The following is a 17711-nucleotide window of genomic DNA, read 5'->3' on the forward strand; positions in this document are numbered from 1 at the left end:
CCCGCCGCCGCCGAAGCGACCGGGAAGGGCGGCGGCGCGCGCCTGCACAGCAACGCCGAGCTCGCACGCGAGCTCAAGCGCATCGAACGCGCCGGCCACGGCCGGGTGCGCGTCCGCAGCATCGGCACGTCCAACCAGGGGCGCCCGCTCTGGTTCGCCACGCTCGGCACCGGACCCCAGCGCCTGCTGTACGTGACGCAGCAGCACGGCGACGAGCCCCTCGGGACCGAGTCCGCCCTGATGGCCCTGCGCACCCTCGGGCTGAAGAACGACCGCGCCTCCCGCGAGCTCCGGTCGAAGATCACGCTGGGCGTGCTCGTCCGCGCCAACCCGGACGGCCACCACCACCAGTGGCGCTACAACTACGATCCCGACGCGCAACCCGAGTACGGCGAACCGGGCAAGGGCTACGACATGAACCGCTACCACGATCCTGCGGTGCGCCCCGAGGACAACCCGGTGCCCGAAGCCGCGGCCATCCAGCGCCAGTACGCCGCGTTCCGCCCCTCGATCGTGGTCGACTACCACATGCAGGGCCGGTACGCCTTCCCGCCGCCGGACGGCCGGGAGATCACCACGTCCATCCAGTGGCCGACCGCCGAGGGCGTTCCGGCCGGCGCGCTCACGACGTCCAAGCAGGTCGGGGTGCGGGTGCACGACGCGTTCACGCGGGCGGGCGCGGTGGTCTCCCAGTACCCGGGCGGCTCGTACCAGGGGATCGCCCGGAACGCCTACGGCCTGCGCGGGAGCGCCTCGCTGCTGGTGGAACTGAGCGACCTGCCGCCCGACCGGCAGAACTTCCAGATCCGCACCGCCTACGTCTCGATGGTCGATCTCGCGCGGGCGGCCGCGAACGGCGCACTGGACGGCATCGACCCGTCCCGTGCCGACGCGATCCCACCCCGAGGCCCCGAACTGCCCGACGCCTCCGCCACCCGCCACGCCGGCACCGACTGACGACCCGCCTGGTCGTGGGCATGGACGGCCACCCCCGCCCATGCCCACGACCTCATAGGGCACAGACATGACGGCCGCTCGGCCGCGCGTCCACGACGTGTGCCCGACCACCGCGCCGCCGCCTGACCGAGGCCCCGTCTCCGGGTGTCGGGGGGTGTTCGGGGGTCAGGTTTCTCGTTGGCGGGCTCGGAAGGCGGCTACGTTGGTGCGGTTGGCGCATGACTCCGAGCAGAAGCGGCGTCGTCCTGCGCGGGAGGTGTCGGCGTAGACGCGGTCGCAGCCCTCGGCCGCGCACACTCCCGTACGGCTCAGCCCGTGCTTGCACACCAGCTCCGACAGGTTCATGAGCGTGGTGGCCCTGAAACGGTGCGGCAGGTCCGCCGACGGCGGCGCGTAGTGCATGTGCAGGCCCACCGGGTCGTCGTGGTCCGCCAGGTGCGGATGCATCGGGATCTGCAGCAGCAGCCGGTTGAGCAGGTCGACGGCCGTGGTGAGCTCGGTGGCCTCGAAGAACCGCCGCAGCGTGCGGCCCCACTCCCGGAACGACTCGGCGTGCCGGGGCTCGAACTGGTGCCAGAAGAAGCCGTGCTCGCGCAGCAGGTCGCGCAGCGCCTCCTCCGAGTCGTCGCCGTCCGCGCTCGTGGCGGCGTTCACCAGAGCGACCGAGGCGGCCACGCCGTGACTCTTGTACCCGGTGATCTGCATTGCCTCGGCTCCCGCTGTCTGTCATGCTGTAAACGACATTTTAGTTATAACCCTTACATACGGCCAGTGAAGACGGGATGCACGGTGGACGAGTGCCCGCGCTGCGGTTGGCCCCAGTCCGATGTCTACGAGGTGCTGTCGAGGCATCTGACCTCCGAGGGCGTGGTGACCTACACCCGCTGCGCGTGCGGGGCGGTCCAGATGCGTTTCCAGTCGTTCGACCCCGGGACGGTCGTCTGCGGGGCTGAACGGCGCGACGGGGGGCGCTGAGCCCCGCGCGGGCGAATCTCGGAGAATCGGCGTCCCCGGGCCCTTGCCGCGCACGACTCCCTGACGGATCATGCAGGCAGCCGAGGAAGTCGGGGGCCTGCTCACCGGGAGGCGTCCCATGGCCGATCCCACCTCCGACCCCGCTCCCCAGGAATCCGCCGCGACCCACCGCATCGGCGTCAGCCGTCCTGACCTGCCCATCACCGACCTCCCCTCGCCGGAGGAGGTGTTCGGCGTCCGCCGGATCGGGCCGCGGGAGCTGTTCAAGTACGCGCTCGGCCCGAGCATGATCGCGCTCGGGATCTCCATCGGCAGCGGCGAGTGGCTGCTCGGGCCGCAGGCGGTCGGCCAGTTCGGCTTCGAGGGCGTCGGCTGGATCATCGTGGTGTCGGCGCTCCTGCAGACGCTCTACAACATCGAGTGCTCGCGGTACGTGCTGGCGACCGGCGAGGCGCCCGTGGTCGGCTGGGGCCGGGTGCCGCCGGGCTGGATCCTGTGGGTGCCGCTGTCGGTGTTCATCGTCATCTTCTCGTTCATCGTCGGCGGCTGGGCGGCGTCGGCGGGACAGGGGCTGTACGCGCTCGTCCATGGCGAGATCGCGCCCGACGGCGCCGAGGAGCCGCGGCTCTGGGCGATCGCGCTGCTGGCGGTGGTGTTCCTCATCGCCGCGGGGGCGCGCCGGATCTCCCGGGCGCTGGAGCTCGCCAACTGGATCATGATCGGGGCGATCCTCATCGGGCTGGTCCTGATCTGCCTGTTCGTCGTGCCGTTCGGGCTGTGGTGGGAGGGCATCAGGGGCTTCGTGACGCCCGCCGCGCCGCCCGAGGGCATCACCGCCACCCAGCTCGGCGGGCTGGTCGGGTTCACGGCGCTGGCCTCCGGGCTCAACTGGTACGTGATGGGCCACTACCGGGACAAGGGCTACGGGATGGGCCACCGCACCGGGTTCATCTCCGGCATGCGGGGCGAGCGCGTGCGGCTGCTCGCCAGTGGCGTCACCTTCCGGGACGACCCCAGGAACAGGGCGATGTGGCGGCGCTGGTACCGGCTGCTGCTCACCGACATGTGGGGGATCTTCTTCGCCGGAGCGATGCTGGGCATGCTGCTGCCGACGATCCTGATGGCCCGCGCGGTCGAGCTGTCGGGGACCAGGCCGACGCAGGAGAACGTGCCGACGTTCGTGGCCGCCGCCCTGGACGCCGAGTACGGCCGCTGGCTGTTCTACATCGCGCTGGTGCTGGGCGTGCTGATCCTGTTCACCACCCAGCTCGGCATCTTCGAGGCGATGGTGCGGGTGACCACCGACGCCGCGCACGCCACCAGCCCGCGGCTGCGCGGGCTGCTGGAGGGGGACCCGCGCCGGTTCTACTACCCGTTCATGCTCGTGCTGCTGGTGGTCATCGGGGTGATCCTGCACTTCGCGCTGCCGATCAGCCTGGTGCAGTGGTCGGCGAACATGTCCAACCTGGGCGCGCTGATCTACCCGTTCATGCTGATGTACCTGAACTCCAGGCTGCCGCGCCCGGCCCGCCCGCGGCTGTGGCATCACGTGATCCTGCTGCTGAACTTCCTGTTCTTCGGCTTCTTCTTCGTCAACTTCGTCGCCGACTTCATCGGCGATCCGCTCATCACCTTCTGAGTCCGCCGCGGTGTCAGTGGCGCCAGCGGGTGGCGGTGGCGATCTCCTCGGGGGACGCGCCGTCGAACAGCCCGATCTCGCCGCGCCGCACCGTCCCGACGGTGTCGACGAGCTCGTCGCCGAACGCCTGCCGCAGCACCGGGTCGTTCTCGAAGGCTTCGAGGGACTCCTCGAGCGAGGACGGCAGCGGCGTGATCCCGCGCGCGTCGCGTTCGGCCTCGCTCAGAGAGACCGGGTCGTCGTCGACGGGCTCGGGCAGGGCGGCCTCGCTCTGGATCCCGGCACGTCCGGCGGCCAGCAGTGCGGCCAGGGCCAGGTAGGGGTTGGCCGCGCCGTCGAAGCACTTGACCTCCAGGTTGGCGGCCGTGGCGCGGACCCCGGCGGGGCCGGTGACGAACCGCAGCGCGGCCTCACGGTTCTCCAGGCCCCAGCAGGCGAACGCGCCCGCCCAGTGGGACGGGATGAGGCGGAGGTAGCTCGCCACGGACGGCGACCCGACGGCCAGGAGGGCGGGGAGCCGTTCCAGGATCCCGGCGCTGAACGCCTCGGCCGCCTCGGTCATGCCGTACGGGCCCTCTCCACCCGACATCGCGTTGACGGGTCCCTCCGCGGGGTCGTTCCGCCAGAGGCTCATGTGGACGTGCCCGCCGTTGCCCACCCCGTCGGCGAGGACCTTGGGGGAGAACGAGGCGACCATGTCGTGGTGGAAGGACACCGACCGGATCGTCTCCCGTACCAGGACGAGGGTGTCGGCCGCGCCGATCGGGTCCTCCGGGACCACCGACAGCTCCAGCTGGCCCGCCGCGTACTCGGGATGGATCTGCGCAACGGTGACCTTGCTCGCCTCAAGCGCGCGCAGCAGATCGCGGAGGTAGTCGGAAAGCTCGGCGATCCGCGTCATTCCGTAGGCGGGGCCGTTGCACGCGGGGGTGAAGTCCTCCCCGTCCCCCTCCGACAGAGCCCATTCCACCTCGAACGCGGTACGCACCGACCAGCCCTCGGCGGCCAGCCGTGCGACCTCCTGGCGCAGCACTCTCCTGGCGTCGAGGAGGTGTTCCGTGCCCTCCTCCTGGGTGAAGCGCTCGGCGGGCGCCCACGCCCATCCGGGCATCCCGGCCATCGGTACGAGGCGTTCGAGGACGGGGTGGAGGCGCAGGTCCCCGACGGGTCCGCCCGCGTACCGGCCCCTGACGATGGAGTCGTCCAGCAGGAACGTGTCGAACACCGGCGACATGCCGACGCCCCACGTCGCGGCCTCCTCCAGGCGCCGCACCGGAACGGCCTTGGTTCTGGTGATCCCGCTGGTGTCCACCCAGGTGAGGGCGACCGCCGCAATGTTCTTGACGGAGAGTTCGGCGGCGATCGTGGCGGCCCGCTCGCCGCGCCGCGACCGCTCGCGGTCGTCCAGGCGCAGGCCCCAGCCCGCTTCCGGAGGCCCGCCCGCATGCGACGGCCCGTCCGCCTCCGAACGCCCGGCCGGGGGCGCGCCATGGGCGGCTTGGTCGTTTTCTTCCACGATGACGCTCCCAACCGGGGATTACGGTGACGGCCTGGCGGTAAACGGCATCGTAGGAACACCGAGGTCCCGGTGCACGTAAGGGGAGCCCATGGTCGGGAACATGTTTCCGGAACTCGAGCCGCTGCGCCTGGTCGACCACCACTGCCACGGGGTGCTGCCCAGGGATCTCGGCCCCGAGGATTTCGAACGCTTCCTGACCGAGGCCGCCGAGCCGCCGCCGCGCGGAGGCAGCCTCTTCGACTCCCAGATCGGGTTCGCGCTGCGGCGCTGGTGCGCGCCCATCCTGGACCTGGAACCCCATGCCCCTCCCGGCGAGTACCTGGCGCGTCGCGCGTCGCTCGGTGCCGCCGAGGTGAACCGCCGCTTCCTGAGCGCCTCCGGCCTGGAGGAGTTGTGCGTCGACACCGGCTACACGCCCGAGCCGCTGCTGGAACCCGCTGAACTGGCGCTGCTGGCGGGGGCCAGGGCGCATGAGGTCGTACGCCTGGAGGACCTGGCGGAAAGGACGATCGCGGACGGGGTCAGCGCGTACGCCTTCGCCGAGGACGTGCGCGGCCGTATCGCGGAGCGCGCCGGGCACGCGGTGGGGGCCAAGTCCATAGCCGCCTACCGCGTAGGGCTGGAACTCTCGGGCGAACGACCGTCGGGGGCCGACGTCAAGGCGGCGGCGGAGCGCCTCTACCGGCAGGCCGAGCGCGCGCTGGCGGGAGGCAGCGGTCGGCCACGCCTCGCCGACGAGACGCTGCACCGCTTCCTGGTCTGGTGCGCGGCCGACAGCGGGCTCCCCATCCAGTTCCATGTCGGGTACGGCGACTCGGACGTCGACCTGCACCGGGTGGATCCGGTGCGGATGACCCCGCTGCTGCGGGCACTGGAGCCGACCGGCGTACCCGTCCTGCTGCTGCACAACTACCCGTACCAGCGCCACGCCGGGTATCTCGCCCAGGTCTTCCAGAACGTCTTCGTGGACGTCAGCCTGGCCACGCACAACCTCGGCCATCGCGCGCCCGCCATCCTGGCCGAGCTCCTGGAACTCGCGCCGTTCGGGAAGGTGCTGTACGCCTCCGACGCGTTCGGCCTGGCCGAGCACTACTACCTGGGCGCACTGCTGTTCAGGCGCGGACTGGGACGAATCCTGGGCGAGGGCGTTGAGGAGGGGGCGTGGACGCGTTCGGACGCTGCGCGCGTCGCACGCCTCATCACCTCGGAGAACGCCCGGCGCGTCTACGAATTCGACGACAAGCCCGACGACGGCACAGGCACGACCGGGCCGCCGTAAGGGGCGGCGAACGCGAGTCAGCTCAGCGCGGCCCGGACCTTCTCCGGCACGGGCACAGGCGTGGGCGTCTCATGCTCACCCGGCTTGATGCTGATGAAGACGAACTCGGCCACGCCGATCGGCCGATCCTTCACCGACAGGCGCACCCGCACGTCGAACGACGACCGCCCCCACCGCGTGACCTCGGGCCTCAACTCCACCACGTCGCGGTACCTGGCGGAGGACTCCCACTCGATGCCGGCCTTCTTGACCATGTAGTCGAAGTCCCGCAGCAGGTAGTCGCCCTCCAGGACCGTGCCCAGCCACGCGTCCATGGTGTCGTCGAGGTAGTTGAAGTAGTTGGGGTTGAACACCACGCCCTGCATGTCGCAGTCGCCGTAGCGGACCCGGATCTGGTGCGTGAAGCCCATGCGCCCCGCCTGTTCGTCGTTTCGCCGGTCGTCGGCCGGCCGTTGGAACAGGTCAGACTCTAGTAAGTCCGACCATGGCCCGCGATCGCGGACGTTTCGGAACGTCGGTGATCTGTCGGAGGTCTCCTCTACCGTTGGGCGATATGAGCGAGGAGACCCTGGAGCTTCCCTCCGCCTGGTCGCCCAGACTGCACCCGCGACGCGGCGGTGCGCCCGTTCCGGCGGTCGCGGTGGACGCCGCCGCCCCCGCCGCGCTCGCCTCGTTCAGCGGTGCTCCCAAGGCGCGCGGCACGATCAGCGCGGCGCTGGGTTCTCCCGACAGCACGCCCGAGGTGGTGGAGGCCGCCCGCCGCCAGCTGGACGGCGACCCGAGCGCGCTCGGCGCGGCGGCGCTCGCCGCCATCCTGGTGGGGCGCGAGCGCGAAGACTACGCCGAGCTGTTCGAGCGGTTCGTCGACTCCTGGGTCACCGGGCACGGGCTGCCCTTCGCCGCGTGCGCCCTGGCCGAGCTGAGCCGCCTGTCGTTCACCTATGACAGCTGGGGTTTCCGCGGCCAGAACGTCGACCTCAAGGCCGTCGCGTTCCTGGGGCCGCAGGAGAGCTCGTCCCGGCTCTGGCAGTGCCGGCGCGTCGTCCGCAAGGTGCGCGCCCTGCTCGCGGTCGCGGGCGACGACGAGTACGAGGAGACCGTCAAGCGCCTGGCCGACCATCGGGACGCCCCGCTCCAGCAGGCCATGGTGTCCTACCTCGTACCGGACCGGCTCGACTGGGTGGAGGAGGCCTGCGCGAACGCGCCGCAGGACGGCTGGCACAACGCCTGGTGGCTGCTGTGGTGCGCGCTGGGTTCGCCCGCCCAGGCCGGGCTGCTCGGCACCGGGCCGGCGTCCGGGCGGGCGCCCGGAGCGGTGTTCGGGCCGGCCGAGGTCGAGATCGACCTCCTCGCCACCATTCTCGACGGGGTGGGCCCGGCGATCGTCCCGCACCTGGTGCAGACCCTGGACCACGCCGACCTCGGTGCCGCCGTGGTCAAGCTGCTCCTCCAGACGCTCGGGCTGGTGCCGTCCGACGAGGCGTTCCGGGTCCTTATCGAGCGGATCGACGCGCCCTACGGCCAGGCCGCCGTGGCCGCGGCCGCCCACCGCTTCCCCCGGCGCGGGATGCGGATGCTGGCGGTGGCGGCCGACGGCACGGGCAAGGCCGCCGTGCTCGCCGCTGACCTGCTGCGCGGGCATGTCGCCGCCCACCAGGACCTGGTGGCCGAGGTGCTGCCCGGACTCCCCGACAAGGCCCGCCGGACGCTGCAGTCGATCGCGGAGGCCACCGCGCGGCTCCCCGAGGCGCCCGCGGAGGCGCTGCCGCCGGTGCTGGTCTCCCCGCCCTGGGCCCGCCGCCGCAAGGCCGCCAAGCCCGTCGTCGTCGCGGGCCTGGCGCCGCCCGACCTGCGCTCGGTGTCCTGGGCCGTCGGCGAGTCCGAGCGCTGGGCCGACGGGCCGGGCGAGCCCTGGCGCTTCACCGACCCGTGGCCGGTCCTGGTGGCCAAGTTCGGCGGGATCGGCGGGTACGCCCAGGCCGGCCTGATCGCCACCGGTCCCAAGCCGCTGGTCCGTCCGCTGCTGGAGATCTGGAAGCCGGCGGACATGTGGTACGCGCAGTACTGGATCCGTCCGATCGTGGCGCGCTTCGGGCTCGACGCCCTGCCCCTCGCGGTCGCCGTCGCCGAGTCCGGCCCGGCCGAGTCCGGCGGTGTCCTGCTGCCCTTCCTCGCCCCCGAGGTGGCGGTGCTGCAGGCGCGCTGGCTGGTCCGGCTCAAGACCGCCCGCAAGCACGCCCTGGCCTGGTTCGCGCGGCACGGAACGGAGGCCGCGATGATGCTCGTCCCGGACGCGCTCGGCGCGCCCGGTCCCGCCCGCGCCAACGCCGAGGGCGCGCTGCGCCACCTCGCCGCCGGACACCTCGCTACAGGGCACGGGGCCGACGAGGTCGTCGAGGTCGCCCGCCGGTACGGCGACCAGGCCGGCGAGGCGATCGCGGCCCTGCTGGCCTCCGACCCCCTGGACGTCCTCCCGGCCCGGATGCCGGGGCTTCCCGACTGGGCCGACCCGCTCGTCCTCCCGCAGGTGCTGCTGCGCGGCCGCGACCGCGCCCTGCCGGCCGAGGCGACCGCCCACCTGCTCACGATGCTGGCGATGTCCAGGCCCGACGGCGTCTACCCGGGCGTCGGGATCGTCCGGGACGCGTGCGACCCGGAGTCGCTGGCCGAGTTCTCCTGGGCGGTGTTCCGCCGCTGGCAGATCCACGACTCGCCGTCCAAGGACGGCTGGGCGCTGGACCAGCTCGCCTGGCTCGGCGACGACGGGACGGTGCGCCGCCTCACCCCCGTCGTCCGCGCCTGGCCGGGCGAGGGCGGGCACTCCAAGGCCGTGAAGGGCCTGGACGTGCTCGCCGCCATCGGCACCGACGTCGCCCTGATGCACCTGCACGGCATCGCGCAGAAGGTGAGGTTCAAGGGGCTCAGAACCCGCGCCCAGGAGATGATCCGGCAGGTCGCGGAGCGGCTGGAGCTGACCCCCGAGCAGCTCGCCGACCGGCTGGTGCCCGATTTCGGGCTGGACGCCGGCGGCGGCATGACGCTCGACTACGGCCCGCGCCGTTTCGCCGTGGGGTTCGACGAGCAGCTCAAGCCGTACGTCGTCGACGGTGACGGCAAGCGCCGCAAGGCCCTGCCCAAGCCCGGCGCCAAGGACCACGGCGACCTGGCCCCCGCCGCGTACAAGCGGTTCGCGGACCTGAAGAAGGACGTGCGGACGGTCGCCGCCGACCAGATCCGCCGCCTGGAGTCGGCCATGGTGATGGGCCGCTGGTGGCCCCTCCTCGAGTTCACCGAGCTGTTCGTGGGACACCCGCTGGTGTGGCACATCGTCCGGCGGCTGGTGTGGTCCGCCGAGCACGACGGTGCCACCACCCTGTTCCGCATCGCCGAAGACCGCACCTTCGCCGATCTGCACGACGACACCCTCACCCTGCCCGCCTCCGCCGAGATCCGGCTCCCGCACCCGGTGCTCCTGGGCGAGGCCCGCACCGCCTGGGCCGAGGTCTTCGCCGACTACGAGATCGTGCAGCCGTTCCCGCAGCTCGGCCGGGCCGTCCACACCCTGCCCGAAGACGGGCTGGCCCGCTTCCAGGGGATCAAGGTCCCGGTCGGTGCGCTGCTGGGGCTGCAGCGGTCGGGCTGGGAACGCGGCGAGCCGGAGGACGCCGGCATCGCGTCGTGGATGACGCGCCCGCTCGGCTCCGGCCGCCACGCCACCCTCTGGCTGAACCCGGGCATCGTCGTCGGCGAGCCCGACGCCTTCCCCGAGCAGACGATCGATCAGATCGAGGTCGGCGCCAGCCCGTACGGCCGCTGGAACTGGGGGGAGACCAGTGGGAGCGCCGTCACCGGGCTCGATCCCGTCGACGCCTCCGAACTCCTCGCCGATCTGACCGCGCTGGCGGCCTCGGCCCCCGCCTGAACCGTCCGGGGGTCAGTGGAGGGCGTACTCGCCGTACTCCTCCTCCCAGGTGAGCTCGGTGCCGTCGATGTGCACGTGCCATTCGGCGCCGGGTACGGCTTGGCGCAGCCTGCCCAGGGAGAACTGCGTGTAGTGCTCCAGCTGCATGGTCATGACCTCCATCTCGCACTCGCCGTGCGAGATCTTGCTGGAGCCCCAGAACAGCTCGCGCGGGTCGTCGGAGTCGTCGGCCGGGAAGACGGGCAGGCCCTCGCAGATCTCGCCGGGGCTCTCGACGTCGCCGGGGACGGCCCCGCGCTCCTTCCATGCCGGGAGCCGCTTGCGGATCTCGGCCAGGAGCTCCCGGGTCTCCTCGTCCGCGATGTCCTCGACGAGTCGACGCTCCTCGTCGGTGAGCCCGCTGTCGCGGTACGCGCTGTAGTAGATCGACACGCCCATCGCTTCGTCCTCTTCCAGGGGGCCGGACTCGGTGATCGGGGGATGTTGGCGCGCCGGTCGGACACCCGCGGGGCGTCCATGAGCGGCTTGATGGAGCCTTCGTGAAGTTCCGGCGGTTTGTCGGAGACCTCCTCTACGGTGGGGCGACATGGAAGATCGTCTCCTCCACGACGAGAACGCGCTGGTGATCCCGGACGCCTGGCTGCCCCTGCTGCATCCGAGGCGGGGCGGCGTGCCGGTGCCCGCGCCCAAGGTCTCGGGGTCGGTGACGAAGCGGCTGGCGGCCAAGGTCGCGGAGGCCGCGCCCCGCATCGAGCGGGCGCTGTCCGGGAAGAAGACGGACCCGGTCCTGGCCGAGGGGGCCCGCGCGCACCTGGACGGCACGGCCGGCCCGCTGGGCGCGGCCGTGGTCGCCGGGCTGACGGTCACGTGGAATCGCTGGTCCATGCCCGATCCGCGCAGCGCCCACCAGTTCGTGGACGGGTGGATCGCCGCGCACGGCGTCGCGTTCGCCGCCCGCGCCTTCGCGGAGCTGTGCGACCTGACGGTCGGCCTCGAGAACTACAACGGGCGGCCGCTCTCGGTGCGGCGCCTGGAGGCGGGTCTGCAGCATCCGTGGGAGCTGATGGAGCGGCAGGTCGGCCGCCGGGTGCGGACGTTCCTGGCCGCCGCCGACGACACCGCGTACGGGGAGGCGGAGGCCGCCCTGGAGGAGTTCGGGTCGAGTCCCCGGCGCCGCCTGATGGCCGCCTACCTGATGCCGTCCCGGCGCGACTGGGTGGAGGAGTGCGTGGCCGCGCCACCGGGGCTGACCGGCGTGGAGGGCCTGCGGCTGCTGCTCTGCTCGGCGACCGCGGCCGACCTCGACGCGCTCGGCGACCGGTTGCCGCCGAGGTGGGCGGGCGACGCGGACGACGTCATCTGGACCCTGGCCGAGGGCGCCGGAACGCGGGCCGTCCCCCTGCTGGCGCGCACCGCGGACGAGGACGTCCAGCGCGCCGCCGCGCTGGACGCCCTCGCGGCGCTGCCGTCCGACGAGTCCTTCGCGGCCTTGGCCGACCGGCTCGGGCAGCAGGGCGTGCGGGTGCCGCTGCTCGCCGCCGCCCGGCGGTTCCCGGTGCGGGCGATCCACGTGCTGGCGCGGTCGGCCGAGGACTCGCCGCAGGTCGCCGACCTGCTGACCACGCACCTGCGGCTGTTCCCCGAGCTCCCGCCCGGGCTTCCCGCCGACGTCCGCGAGGTCGCCGGGGCGCTGACCGCCGCCGACGCGCAGGTCGAGGACGCGCCCGCGGAGGCGCTGCCCGGACTGCTGGTGGATCCGCCGTGGTCCCACCGGGAGCCGGAGGCGGCGCCGGTCGTGATCAAGGGCCTGTCGGCGCCGGGGGAGCGCACCGTCCGCTGGGCGGAGGGCGAGCGGGAGCGGTGGGCCTCCACTCCGGGGTCGCCCGGCGAGGCCGACGACGCGACCGACTGGGACAGCCGGTTGGGGGAGGTCTTCGGGCGGGGGCCGGCCTTCCCCGAGGAGACGCTCGCGGTGGTCCTCCGGGCCCCCGAGGAGAAGGTCCGGCCGCTGCTGGCGGACTGGTCGCCGTACAACTCCTGGGAAGCGCACGAGTGGATCAGGCCGGTCGCGGCGCGGTTCGAGGTCGACGCGCTCCCGGTGCTGCTGGCCATCGCGCGGGAGAACTCCGTGGGCAACGGCGGGCTGCTGCTGCCCTTCCTGGACGCCGCCGTGGCCCGGCTGATGGCCGAGTGGAACAGGCGTCGCAAGATCACGCGCGGGGTGGCACGGGAATGGTTCGGGCGCCATGGCGTGGACGCCGTGCCGATGCTCGTCCCGGCCGCGGTCGGCAAGCCGGGGCCCGGACGCCTGGACGCGGAGACGGCGCTGCGGCTGGTGGCGTCCGCGCACGGCGCGGAGGCGGTCGTGTCGGCCGCGCGCACGCACGGCGGCCATGCCGCGGAGGTCGTGGCGGCGCTGCTGGCGGTCGACCCGGATGCCGTGTTGTCCGCGGACCGGCCGCGGCCCCCCGTGTGGGCGGGCGCGCACCTGCCGCCGCGGATCCTGCTGCGCGGGCGGGAGAGCGCCCTGCCGCCGGACGCGACCGGCCACCTGCTGACCATGCTGGCGGCGTCCCGTCCGGACGAGGTGCATCCGGGCGTGGAGACCGTCCGGGACCTGTGCGACGCGGCGTCGCTGGCCGAGTTCGGGTGGGCGCTGTTCGAGGGGTGGCGGTCGGCGGACATGCCGCCGGAGCACGCGTGGGCGATGCAGCAGCTCGGCCTTCTCGGCGACGACGACACGGTGCGCCGCCTCACCCCCCTCATCCGGGCCTGGCCGGGCGAGTCCGGTCATCACCGCGCCGTCGCCGGGCTGGACGTCCTCGCCGCGATCGGCACCGACACCGCGCTGCTGCACCTGCACGGGATCGCGCAGCGGGTCAAGTTCAAGGCGCTGAAGGCGCGGGCGCAGGAGAAGATCGCCGAGGTGGCGGCCGGGCTGGGCCTGGGGCCCGAGCAGCTCGCCGACCGGCTGGTGCCCGATTTCGGGCTGGACGCAGACGGCAGCCTCACCCTCGACTACGGCCCGCGCCGCTTCGTGGTGGGCTTCGACGAGCACATCAAGCCGTACGTGACCGACGAGGACGGCAAGCGCCGCAAGGCCCTGCCCAAGCCGGGGGTCAAGGATGACGAGGAATTGGCGTCCGCCGCGTACAAGCGGTTCGGGGAGCTGAAGAAGGACGTCCGGACGGTCGCCGCCGACCAGGTCTCCCGGCTGGAGGCGGCCGTGGTCGCGGGGCGGCGCTGGACGCTCGCGGAGTTCCGCGGCCTCTTCGTCGAACACCCGCTGATGTGGCACATCGCCCGCCGCCTGGTCTGGGTCGCCGAGAGCACCGCGGAGGAGACGGGTCCGGCCGAGACGGCCGTGACGTTCCGGATCGCCGAGGACCGCACGTTCGCCGACCTCGACGACGACGTCCTGACCCTGCCCGAGGCGTGCCGGATCGGCATCCCGCACCCTCTCCACATGGACGAGCGGGAGCGCGCGGCGTGGGCGGACGTCCTGGCCGACTACGAGATCGTGCAGCCGTTCAGGCAGCTGGGCAGGAGCGTCCTCGCGCTCACCGGGGAGGAGCGGGCGTCCGGGCGGCTGACCCGCTTCGAGGGGTACACGGTTCCGGTGGGCGCGGTGCTGGGCCTGGTCCACCGCGGCTGGGACCGGGGCGTACCGCTGGACGCGGGCGGCGAGCGGTGGATCTCCCGCAGGGTCGCCCCCGACCGGTACGTGATCATCGACCTGAAGTACGGGATCAGCGTCGGCAACGTCGAGGCCAGCGGCCCGCAGACCCTGGAGCACGTCTGGATCGGGAACCGTCCGGCGGACTACCACCGCGGGAGGGGGACCCCGTACACCTTCGGCGAGCTGGACCCGGTGATGGCGGCCGAGGTGCTCGACGACCTGACCGAACTCACCGCCACCGAGGGGGCCGGCCGATGACCGCCGCGAGCACCGCGCAGCAGCACACGTACCGGCCGGCCGGCGAGGACGCGCCGCACTTCCCGGACGGCTGGCGGCGCCACCTGCACCCCCGGCGCGGCGGCGGCCCCGGCCCGCAGGTGAAGGTCGCCAAGGGGGCGCCGAAGAAGGTCCGGGCGTGGATCGAGCAGGCCGGGACCGCGTTCGAGGCGCTGGCGGGCGAGCACGGCGATCCGGACCTGGCCGGCCGGGCGCGGCGGCACCTTGAGGGCGACCCCGACCCGGCGGGCGCCGCCGTCGCGGCGCTGGTCACGGGGATGGAGATCGGCCGGCACGGCACCGGCATCGGCCATCCCGAGGTGTTCAGGACGTTCGTCGACTCCTGGGTGGTGGGGCACGGGCCGGCGTTCGCCGCGTGCGCCGTCGTGGAGCTCACCTCGGTCCAGGTCGACCGGAAGGGCCCCGACGGCCCCTGGATCGGTACCTGGATCGGCGCCCGCCGCGCGGAGGGCACGGTCTTCCGGGAGGACGTGCGAGAGAGCGCCCGGCGCGTCCGGGGCCTGCTGGCCGTCGCGGGCGACGCCGAGTACCGGGAGGCGATCGACCGGCTGGCGGGCCTGCGCGACTCGGTCGGGCGGCGGCTCGCGGTGTCGTACCTGGTCCCGACCCGGTACGACTGGGTGGACGAGTGCTGCGCCGAGCCGCACACCACGTACGGGCGCAACGGTCTCAACATCACGCTGCTCCACACGATCGGCACGGCGGAGCACGTGCGGACGCTGGGCGGCCGGACGATCCTGAGGTGGGGCGACTGCAGCCTCGGCCTGCTGGCGACGCTGCTGGACGGCCTGGGCACCGATGCCCTGCCCGTCCTCCAGTGGTCCCTCGACCACGGGTGCATCGACAGCGCCCACCGCAAGCGGCTGCTGGAGGTCGTCACGCTGCTGCCGGGCGACGAGCCGTTCCAGGCGCTGATCGACCGGCTCGACCAGGAGGAGCAGGGGAAGTACGCCCGGGCCGCGCTGCTGGAGGCGATGGACCGGTTCCCGGCGCGGGCGGTCCGGCTGCTGTCCGCGGCCGCCGCCGGCCACCGGTCCCCGGGCGGTCCCCGGTCCGCCTCCGTCGCGCGGGATCTGCTGGCGGGGCATCTGGTCGCGCATCCGGAGCCGGCCGCCGCCGTGGCACCGGAGCTGCCGGAGGAGAGCCGCGCGCTGATCGCGTCGCTCGCCGGGGCGGCGGCGCGGGTGCCGGACGCGTCCGCCGACGCGCTGCCTCCCCTGCTGGTCGAGCCGCCGTGGACGCGCACCCGCAAGGCGGCCAAGCCGGTCGTCGTGGCGGGCCGGCCCGTCCCGGGGGAGCGGAGCGTGCGCTGGGCCGAAGGGGAGCGGGACGCCTGGGCGGTGCGGGTTCCGTCGCGCTGGTCCACGCCCGGCGTTCCCGAGTCCCGTTGGGCCGAGATCGCCAAGCGCTACGCCGAGAAGCGGGGCGCCTACGACGCGGTCCGGCTGATCGCGGACGGCCCCGAGGACCTGGCCCGGCCCCTGCTGGCCGAATGGGAGGGCTTCTACTGGGACGCCGACGACGTCGCGTGGATGCGGACGGTCGTGGCCCGGTACGAGGTGGACGCGCTCCCGCTGGCGATGCGGGCCGGGCGGCAGACCCCGGGCAGTTGCGGCAGGCTCCTGCTGCCCTACCTGTCCGCCGAGGTCGCGACGCTGATGGCCGACTGGCTGGCCAGGGTCAAGTCGGCCCGCCAGACGGCGATGGCCTACTTCGAGCGGCACGGGACGGACGCGGCGCGGCTGCTGGTGCCCGCCGCGCTCGGCAAGGCGGGCCCGGCGCGGCGGCAGGCGGAGGGCGCGCTGCTGCTGGTCGCCGCCCGCGCCGGGGCCGAGGCGGTCGAGTCCGCGGCGCGCGAGCACGGCGACCCGGCCGCCGCCGCGGTCGCGGCACTGCTGGCCACCGACCCGCTGGACCGCCTTCCGGTCGCCAGGCCCAAGCCCGTCGACTGGGCCGACCCGGGCAGGCTGCCGCAGGTGCTGCTGCGCGGCCGCGACCGCGCCCTGCCGGCCGCGGCGACCGGCCACCTGGTCACGATGCTGGCGATGTCCAGGCTCGGCGAGGTGTACGCGGGCGTCGACGTCGTCCGCGAGGCGTGCGACCCGGCGTCGCTGGCCGAGTTCTCCTGGGCGCTGTTCCAGGAATGGGAGCTGCGCGGCGCGCCGTCCAAGGACGGCTGGGCGCTGGAGCAGCCGGCCTGGCTCGGCGACGACGACACGGTGCGCCGCCTGACCCCCGTGATCCGCGCGTGGCCGGGCGACGGCGGCCACCACAAGGCGGTGAAAGGGCTGGACGTGCTCGCCGCCATCGGCACCGACACCGCCCTGCTGCACCTGCACGGGATCGCGCAGAAGGTGAAGTTCAAGGCGCTGAAGGGGAGGGCGCAGGAGAAGATCGCCGAAGTGGCGGCCGGGCTGGGCCTGGGGGCCGAGGAACTGGCCGACCGGCTGGTGCCCGATTTCGGGCTGGACGCCGACGGCGGCCTCACGCTCGACTACGGGCCGCGCCGTTTCGTCGTCGGGTTCGACGAAGTGCTCAAGCCGTACGTGACCGACGAGGACGGCAAGCGCCGCAAGGCCCTGCCCAAACCGGGCACCAAGGACGATGAGGAACTGGCGTCCGCCGCGTACAAGCGGTTCGCGGGCCTGAAGAAGGACGTGCGGACGGTCGCCGCCGACCAGGTCTCCCGGCTGGAGTCGGCCATGGTCGCGCGGCGCCGCTGGACGCCCGAGGAGTTCCGGACCCTCTTCGCCGGGCATCCCCTCGTCTGGCACATCGCCCGCCGGCTGGTCTGGATCGCCGAGCCCGGGGAGGGCGCGGAGGAGGGCGCGGCGTTCGCGTTCCGGATCGCCGAGGACCGCACGTTCGCCGACGTCTCCGACGACGCGGCCGCGCTCCCCGCCGGGGCCTCGATCGGCATCGCCCACCCGCTCGACCTGGGCGGGGACGTGGCGGCCTGGTCGGAGGTGTTCGCCGACTACGAGATCACCCAGCCGTTCCCGCAGCTGGGCCGCGAGGCGTACACGCTGACCGCCGAGGAGCGCGCGGCGGGCCGGCTGGAGCGGTTCGAGGGCGTCCGCGTCCCGGTGCACACGGTGCTGGGCCTGGTCCGGCGCGGCTGGTCGCGCGGGGAGCCGCTCGACGCGGGCGGCGAGCGGTGGATCTCCCGCCCGGTCCCCGGCGGGCTGCACGTGGTGATCGACCTGGATCCGGGCATCAGCGTCGGCTGGGTCGAGGGCAGCGGCGAGCAGACCCTCCGGTACGTCTGGCTCAACGACCACCCCACCGACTTCTACCGCGGCGCCCGGCGCCACACTTTCGGGGGGCTGGACCCGGTGGCGGCCTCGGAGGTCGTGGCCGACCTCACATGGCTGTCCGCCGCCGCGCTCTGAACCCGCTCTAACCCCCTTGCCCCCTGACCGAGAAAGACGAAGAAGAAGAGAC

Annotated in this window: 11 protein-coding genes; 7 read left to right on the forward strand and 4 right to left on the reverse strand. The window is 73.3% G+C overall.

The window, feature by feature from the left end:
- The coding region (locus ACFPZN_RS38375; RefSeq protein WP_378287440.1) for a M14 family zinc carboxypeptidase at positions 1-957 on the forward strand (957 nt) is incomplete at its 5' end.
- A gap of 165 nt (positions 958-1122) precedes the next feature.
- On the opposite strand, the gene ACFPZN_RS38380 is transcribed toward ACFPZN_RS38375, so the two are convergent.
- On the reverse strand, positions 1123-1662 hold the full coding sequence (locus ACFPZN_RS38380) for a CGNR zinc finger domain-containing protein (RefSeq protein WP_378287441.1): 540 nt from the start codon (positions 1660-1662) through the stop codon (positions 1123-1125).
- A 66-nt stretch (positions 1663-1728) separates the two neighbouring features.
- Here ACFPZN_RS38380 and ACFPZN_RS38385 point away from each other — a divergent pair, with 66 nt between their 5' ends.
- Positions 1729-1932, forward strand: coding sequence for a hypothetical protein (locus ACFPZN_RS38385; protein ID WP_378287442.1), 204 nt, complete (start codon positions 1729-1731; stop codon positions 1930-1932).
- A 118-nt stretch (positions 1933-2050) separates the two neighbouring features.
- Positions 2051-3571: an Nramp family divalent metal transporter gene (locus ACFPZN_RS38390; RefSeq protein ID WP_378287443.1), complete on the forward strand. Its 1521-nt coding sequence runs from the start codon at positions 2051-2053 to the stop codon at positions 3569-3571.
- Between the two features lie 13 nt (positions 3572-3584).
- On the opposite strand, the gene ACFPZN_RS38395 is transcribed toward ACFPZN_RS38390, so the two are convergent.
- Positions 3585-5087, reverse strand: coding sequence for a type I glutamate--ammonia ligase (locus ACFPZN_RS38395; protein ID WP_378287444.1), 1503 nt, complete (start codon positions 5085-5087; stop codon positions 3585-3587).
- A 103-nt stretch (positions 5088-5190) separates the two neighbouring features.
- Here ACFPZN_RS38395 and ACFPZN_RS38400 point away from each other — a divergent pair, with 103 nt between their 5' ends.
- Positions 5191-6369 (forward strand): amidohydrolase family protein, encoded by a 1179-nt coding sequence (locus ACFPZN_RS38400; RefSeq protein WP_378287445.1) that lies wholly within the window; start codon positions 5191-5193, stop codon positions 6367-6369.
- A gap of 17 nt (positions 6370-6386) precedes the next feature.
- Here the strand turns inward: ACFPZN_RS38400 and ACFPZN_RS38405 are convergent, their stop codons facing one another.
- A complete protein-coding gene (locus ACFPZN_RS38405; RefSeq protein WP_378287446.1) occupies positions 6387-6779 on the reverse strand; it encodes an acyl-CoA thioesterase in 393 nt (130 codons plus the stop codon).
- 143 nt (positions 6780-6922) lie between these two features.
- Here ACFPZN_RS38405 and ACFPZN_RS38410 point away from each other — a divergent pair, with 143 nt between their 5' ends.
- Positions 6923-10291, forward strand: coding sequence for a DUF4132 domain-containing protein (locus tag ACFPZN_RS38410; RefSeq protein WP_378287447.1), 3369 nt, complete (start codon positions 6923-6925; stop codon positions 10289-10291).
- 12 nt (positions 10292-10303) lie between these two features.
- Here ACFPZN_RS38410 and ACFPZN_RS38415 read toward each other — a convergent pair whose 3' ends face one another.
- Positions 10304-10729 (reverse strand): hypothetical protein, encoded by a 426-nt coding sequence (locus tag ACFPZN_RS38415; RefSeq protein ID WP_378287449.1) that lies wholly within the window; start codon positions 10727-10729, stop codon positions 10304-10306.
- 148 nt (positions 10730-10877) lie between these two features.
- Here ACFPZN_RS38415 and ACFPZN_RS38420 point away from each other — a divergent pair, with 148 nt between their 5' ends.
- Together ACFPZN_RS38420 and ACFPZN_RS38425 are read left to right on the forward strand one after the other, a co-directional pair.
- Positions 10878-14228 (forward strand): DUF4132 domain-containing protein, encoded by a 3351-nt coding sequence (locus ACFPZN_RS38420; protein WP_378287450.1) that lies wholly within the window; start codon positions 10878-10880, stop codon positions 14226-14228.
- The gene (locus ACFPZN_RS38425; protein ID WP_378287452.1) at positions 14225-17659 is read left to right on the forward strand and encodes a DUF4132 domain-containing protein; all 3435 of its coding nucleotides are present in this window, start codon (positions 14225-14227) and stop codon (positions 17657-17659) included. Before ACFPZN_RS38420 ends, ACFPZN_RS38425 begins: the two co-directional genes overlap by 4 nt.
- Positions 17660-17711: the final 52 nt, after the last annotated feature.

The organism is Actinomadura rugatobispora (genome assembly GCF_042656285.1).
Classification (GTDB): domain Bacteria; phylum Actinomycetota; class Actinomycetes; order Streptosporangiales; family Streptosporangiaceae; genus Spirillospora; species Spirillospora rugatobispora.

What these genes read in the sequence shown, in the direction of transcription:
- ACFPZN_RS38380 (WP_378287441.1), bottom strand. Translation starts at nt 1,662, where the DNA reads ATGCAGATCACCGGGTACAAGAGTCACGGCGTGGCCGCCTCGGTCGCT.
- ACFPZN_RS38390 (WP_378287443.1), top strand. Translation starts at nt 2,051, where the DNA reads ATGGCCGATCCCACCTCCGACCCCGCTCCCCAGGAATCCGCCGCGACC.
- ACFPZN_RS38400 (WP_378287445.1), top strand. Translation starts at nt 5,191, where the DNA reads ATGTTTCCGGAACTCGAGCCGCTGCGCCTGGTCGACCACCACTGCCAC.
- ACFPZN_RS38405 (WP_378287446.1), bottom strand. Translation starts at nt 6,779, where the DNA reads ATGGGCTTCACGCACCAGATCCGGGTCCGCTACGGCGACTGCGACATG.
- ACFPZN_RS38410 (WP_378287447.1), top strand. Translation starts at nt 6,923, where the DNA reads ATGAGCGAGGAGACCCTGGAGCTTCCCTCCGCCTGGTCGCCCAGACTG.
- ACFPZN_RS38415 (WP_378287449.1), bottom strand. Translation starts at nt 10,729, where the DNA reads ATGGGCGTGTCGATCTACTACAGCGCGTACCGCGACAGCGGGCTCACC.
- ACFPZN_RS38420 (WP_378287450.1), top strand. Translation starts at nt 10,878, where the DNA reads ATGGAAGATCGTCTCCTCCACGACGAGAACGCGCTGGTGATCCCGGAC.
- ACFPZN_RS38425 (WP_378287452.1), top strand. Translation starts at nt 14,225, where the DNA reads ATGACCGCCGCGAGCACCGCGCAGCAGCACACGTACCGGCCGGCCGGC.